General features: G+C 60.7%; 4 protein-coding genes. 2 read left to right on the forward strand and 2 right to left on the reverse strand.

Translation table 11 applies throughout. From position 1 onward, the window contains the following. Positions 1-1,713 (forward strand): lytic transglycosylase domain-containing protein (locus EN939_RS19315; RefSeq protein ID WP_164751079.1); only part of this gene is annotated, 1,713 nt, incomplete at its 5' end. A gap of 297 nt (positions 1,714-2,010) precedes the next feature. Beyond that, positions 2,011-2,910 (forward strand): alpha/beta fold hydrolase, encoded by a 900-nt coding sequence (locus tag EN939_RS19325; RefSeq protein ID WP_127269279.1) that lies wholly within the window; start codon positions 2,011-2,013, stop codon positions 2,908-2,910. 60 nt (positions 2,911-2,970) lie between these two features. On the opposite strand, the gene EN939_RS19330 is transcribed toward EN939_RS19325, so the two are convergent. Both EN939_RS19330 and EN939_RS19335 read right to left on the reverse strand, forming a co-directional pair. Then, the gene (locus tag EN939_RS19330; RefSeq protein WP_127269280.1) at positions 2,971-4,065 is read right to left on the reverse strand and encodes a tyrosine-type recombinase/integrase; all 1,095 of its coding nucleotides are present in this window, start codon (positions 4,063-4,065) and stop codon (positions 2,971-2,973) included. Between the two features lie 238 nt (positions 4,066-4,303). After that, a complete protein-coding gene (locus EN939_RS19335) occupies positions 4,304-5,437 on the reverse strand; it encodes a porin (protein ID WP_127269281.1) in 1,134 nt (377 codons plus the stop codon). Between the last annotated feature and the right edge of the window lie 17 nt (positions 5,438-5,454).

Here is a 5,454-nt window from a genome sequence, read left to right on the forward strand (position 1 = left end):
GCTGCGGCCAAGATGCTGCCCAATTGGCCGGGCACCGTCGCCCTGCGCAGGAACAGCGAGCGCGCACTCTATCGCGAGAACCCTGCCCCCGACATCGTTATCAGGGCGTTCGACGGCAGCCAGCCGCAGACATTCGAAGGTGTGATGGTTCTTGCCCGCGCCTATGTGGCGTCAGGCAATATCAAGGCGGCACGTTCGGTGCTGTCGCCCTTCTGGCGCACCGCGATCCTGGAGGCCAGGGACGAGGCGGCGCTGATCAAGGAATTCGGCAGCTTGATCCCGGCCACCGACCACCGTTTTCGCATGGAGCGCATGTTCTATGCCGACCGCGCGAATTCCGCCTTGCGCGTCGCCGGCCTGGCCGGCGCCCAGCAACTCGCCGAGGCCTGGGCGGCGGCCGACAAAGGCGACAAGAACGCGCCCAAGCTGCTGAAGGCCGTGCCGGCAATGCAACGTTCGGCCGGCTACTTCTTCGCGCAGGCCGAATATCTGCGCAAGCAGGAGGATTTTGCCGGGGCCGCCGCCATTGTGATGCAGGCGCCGACCGATCGCGACGCTCTCGTCGATCCGGATGCCTGGTGGGTCGAGCGCCGGGTGTTGTCGCGCGAACTGGTAGACCAGGGCGACATGAAGACCGCGTACAAGATCGTCGCCACACACGCCGCCGAAAGTGCCGCCAATGCGGGAGACGCCGAATTCCATGCTGGCTGGTATGCGCTGCGCGGCCTGAACGACCCAAAAACCGCGGCCAGTCATTTCGCTCGCATCGCGGACCTCGCCCAGGGGCCGATGACGCTGTCGCGCGCCTATTACTGGCTCGGCCGTGCCGCGGAAGTCGGTGGTCCGGGCAATGCAAAGGACTATTTTGCGCGCGCCGCTGCCTATGGCACGACATTCTACGGTCAGCTTGCCGCCGAACGCGTGGGCCGGCAGGCGCTGAACATCGCCTACCCCTCGCCAAGTGCAGCCGACCGGCAGAATTTTGCCGGCCGCGAGGCCGTCAGCGCCATCAAGCGGCTGCAGGAGGCGGGCTACGACCGCTATGCCGAGACGCTCTATCGCGACCTTGCCGGGCAGTTGACCAGTCCGGGCGAACTGGCGCTGCTGGCTGTCCTTGCGGAAAAGCAAGGGAACCATTTCATGGCGCTGAAAATCGGCAAGATCGCCGGGGCGCGTGGCATCGATGTCGGCGCATTGTCGCATCCGCTCGGCGTCATTCCCGATTCGGCCGACATTTCCGGCTCGGGCAAGGCCCTGGCCTATGCGATCGCCCGTCAGGAAAGCGAATTCAACATCGGCGCCGTGTCCAGCGCCGGCGCGCGCGGGCTGCTGCAGCTGATGCCGGGAACCGCAAGGCAACTGGCGAAGAAGGCCGGGCTGCAGTTTTCGCAAACACGGCTGACCACCGATGCCGGCTACAATGCGACGCTTGGCTCAGCCTTCCTCGGCGAACAGCTCGATCGCTTCAACGGCTCCTACGTGCTGACCTTCGCCGGCTACAATGCCGGCCCCAACCGAGCCAGCCAGTGGGTGGCCAGATATGGCGACCCGCGCGGCAAGGACATCGACGCGGTCGTCGACTGGATCGAGCGGATTCCCTACACGGAAACAAGGAGTTACGTTCAGCGCGTGATGGAGAATTACGAGGTCTACAAGATGCGTATTTCGGGCAAATACGACATTGTCGGGGATCTGGTGAACGGGCGGAGTTGAGGGGATAAGGACAGGCAAGCCAAAGGCTGGCGCTCTACGGCGCCCCCCTCTGTCCTGCCGGACATCTCCCCCTCAAGGGGGGAGATTGGATGTCACCTCGGCTTTCGCCAATTGTCAGCGTCAAAGAAATCGCGCCGCCAATGAAGCCACTGATCTCCCTCCTTGAGGGGGAGATGTCCGGCAGGACAGAGGGGGGCGCTGTCACTCCAACGTCTCCAAGATGGCATCCTTCTATTTGACCATCCCTACCCTCGCCTGTAGCAGTCGGGATGATCCGGTCAGGGGAACCCCTTTCAAATGTCAAACGACCCAGGCTTCTCCGACTTCTTCTACAGCGCACCGGATGGGCTGAAGCTCCATGCTCGCATCTACGGTGAGGCCAATAGCGGATCCTGGCCGGTTGTCTGCCTGCCTGGCCTGACCCGCAACGCCAGGGATTTTCACGAGCTGGCGCTCTATCTGTCGACGCATGCGGCAACTCCGCGCAAGGTAATCGCCTTCGACTACCGTGGGCGCGGGCAGTCAGCCTATGATCCCGACGCCAAAAACTACAATGTCGGCGTGGAGGCTGGCGACATCCTAGCCGGGCTGACGGCGTTGAACATCGGAGAAGCGGCCTTCATCGGCACCTCGCGCGGCGGGCTGATCATCCATGTGCTCGGGATGATGCGGCCATCGGTCCTGAAAGCCATTGTTTTCAACGACATCGGACCGCTGATCGAGACGGCCGGACTTGCCCATATCCAGTCCTATCTCGAGCGCGACCCGGCACCGAAAACCCGCCCAAAGGCAATTGCCGCCCAGCGCAGCGTGCATGGCGAAGACTTCTCCGCCCTTGCCGGCGCCGACTGGGACCGGATGATATGGGCTCTCTACCGCGAAACGGATGATGGGCTGATGCCGGATTTCGATCCGAAGCTGGTGGATACCGTGGCGAGCCTCGATCTGACGCAGAAGCTGCCTGATCTATGGCCTCAATTCGAGGCGTTGGCCGCCATCCCGTTGCTCGCCATACGTGGTGCCAATTCGAGATTGCTGTCCATAGACACGCTCAACCAGATGAGAGAGCGCCATTCCATGATGGAGACGATCACTGTCGAGGGCCAGGGCCATGCGCCATTCCTCGAGACCGGCAGCCTACCGGGCGACATAGCCGCTTTTCTCGACCAAGCCGAGCGGAAGAATATCCCGAAGTAAATCCCATGACCAAACAAGGTCACGGGATAGCTATGATAGTATAGGTGGAGATTCTTTAGCCTACTTGGCCTTTGAACTTTTCCGAGCCGCTTTCGGCGACTCCTTTGCGGCGGCGGCTGCCTCATCCTTCTTTTTCCGCTCTGCCGTCGGCGACGAAGGCGTCGTCACGGGCGAAGAAAACACGGAGCCTTCAGCGCGATTGCCGCCCGGCTGAGTCGATCGAGGTGTTTCCAGCACGATGACACAGCCATCGAGATCGTTGGTGGCCAGATGCGCGTAGCGCATGGTCATCGACAACGTCTGGTGGCCGAGCCACATCTGCACGCGCCTGATGTCGATGCCGCCCTGGACAAGGCGCGAGGCGCAGGTATGGCGCAGTATGTGCGGCACCACCTGGTCGTCTGCGCCAAGTCCGACTTCGGCCTTCGCGTCGTTCCAGATGGCACGAAACTGTGCCTGGCTAAGCTTTGTGAACGGTCCCTTGGGCCGACGGCCTTCGGTGGGCGGCAGTTTGATGACCTCCTTGACCCGCTCGGTCATCGGAATGGTGCGGCTGCGGCCGGATTTGGTGATCCAAAAGGAGACGCGATGCTCCTGGATATCGTTCCAGATCAGCCCAAGCGCCTCGCCGAGACGGCATCCGGTGTCGACCAGGAAGACGGAAAGCCTGTAGGCATCCTCGCTGCGGCTCTTGATGGCGGCGAACAGGCGCGCCTCTTCGTCCCTTTCGAGGAAGCGAATCCGACCCGCCCGCTCCTTCTGGCGGCGGAACTCGGGCAGGCTGTGGATATCTCCCATCTTGTGAGCCTTGCGCAGCAGTTTGCTGAGGGCAGCCATCTTTCGATTGATGGTTGCGTTGCTGTTGCCGCGCTGGCGCAAGGTGCCGATAAGGTTGTCCAGGGTACTTTGGTCAAAGGCGCTGAAACGCTCCCCAAGGAGGATCTCGTCTATTTCGCCGATGAACGAGCTGACATTATACTTATGCCGCCCATCATCCCATAATATGTCCCGATATGCTGAAAAAAGATCTCCGACCCGATGCGACTTTACTTCTCTAATCTTATTGTAGGTGTATCGAATCTTCGGACTTTGAGAAGAAAACATCGAAAAATGATCAGAGGACTCGCCCTCTTGAATCGCTTCGTTCGTCATCATTTGCCACACCCCCGAGTGGGATAGGTCAGCCCTACCCGCTTGGAAGCGTCCTTTCAAGAGATTTTAATCACGCAGTTGTGATTTCATCCGCCCATCAGCGGATCCCACGAAACCACTCCACGGATTTATTCAGCTACCGTTACCCCCATCCTTCTGTTTGCCTTGATCCAGTCGCGAAAACAAAAACAGCCCGGGCGTTGTGCGCCCGGGCTGGATTTCACCTGTAAGGAACCAGCCCTTAGAACGAGCGCTGGAAGCGGAGGATACCGCCGATGTTGCTTTCCTTGTCGGCGCTGGTCCAGTTGGACGCAGGGTAGCTGCCGGCATTGAGGTAGTCGACTTCGGCCGTGATCGTGAAGCCTGGAACCACGTCGTAAGCGATGTTCGCCGCGATGCCGAGGTTTTCGTCTTCATCATACGACACCTGGGCGTTGAACGAGGTCTTCTCGTTGAACTTGTAGGTGCCACCGCCCCAGACTGCCCAGTTGCCGCCCCAGAGCTTGTACATGCCGCGGCCACCGGCCGGGAGAGCATAAGTGCCGTCATTGTAGTTGTCGTCGGTGCCGTAGCCACCCATGATGAACAGCGAGAGTTCGTTCGAAACGTTGACGTCCAAGCGAACCTTGCCAGCGACTTCTTCATAGTTGCTGTCATACGACACAACGCCGGTGATCGCGCCCCAACCCTGCGTCCACTTCACACCGCCGACGACATGCGGAACGTAGCTGTCGATCGTGAAGTCGCCATAGCCTTCTTCGAGCGAGACGACGGCCGAGAAGCCGTTGCCTGCATCGAAGTAGTACTGGATGACATTGGTGTCGAAGCCGCCGTAGGGGACCAGCGTATCCTGGATGACGTTGCCGGCATAGCCGATGAACGTATCGAAGGCCGATTCGTCTTTACCGACACGGAGACCACCGAGCTGGATCCAGGCGAAGTTCAGCGAGACGCCCTTGTTGTAGGCGTTGCCAGAGTAGGTGTCGTCGCTAAATCTCGTGTTGCCGAAGTTGAAGCGGGTTTCGGTGTAGGTCTTCAACGTGCCGAGCTCGGTTTCCTGGCCGGTCCAGGTCTTCAGCGTGAAGCGGGCGTTCTTCTGCCAGGTATCGTTGACTTCACCGTCTTCTTTGTCCCGGGCCCAGGCACCATCGAACGAGCCGACGTCGCCAGCGCCGATATCATAACGGACATAGCCGCCGATGCGCAGGCAGGTTTCGGTGCCGGGGATGTAGAAGTAGCCAGCGCCGTAGACGTCGCAGATCTTGACGTATTCAGCGGGTTCCGGCTCGGCGACGACGACGGCGTCGGCGGCGCGCGCACCGGAAACTGCGATCAGGGCCGCAGCGGAGCCGAGGAGAAGGCTCTTGATGTTCATTTTCTGACCTCCAGTCA

Origin of the sequence: Mesorhizobium sp. M7A.F.Ca.CA.002.05.1.1 (genome assembly GCF_003998335.1) — a bacterium.
Taxonomy (GTDB): Bacteria; Pseudomonadota; Alphaproteobacteria; order Rhizobiales; family Rhizobiaceae; genus Mesorhizobium.

Bases quoted from the DNA above. Each gene is read 5' to 3' on its own strand.
- EN939_RS19325 (WP_127269279.1), top strand. From the start codon at position 2,011: ATGTCAAACGACCCAGGCTTCTCCGACTTCTTCTACAGCGCACCGGAT.
- EN939_RS19330 (WP_127269280.1), bottom strand. From the start codon at position 4,065: ATGATGACGAACGAAGCGATTCAAGAGGGCGAGTCCTCTGATCATTTT.
- EN939_RS19335 (WP_127269281.1), bottom strand. From the start codon at position 5,437: ATGAACATCAAGAGCCTTCTCCTCGGCTCCGCTGCGGCCCTGATCGCA.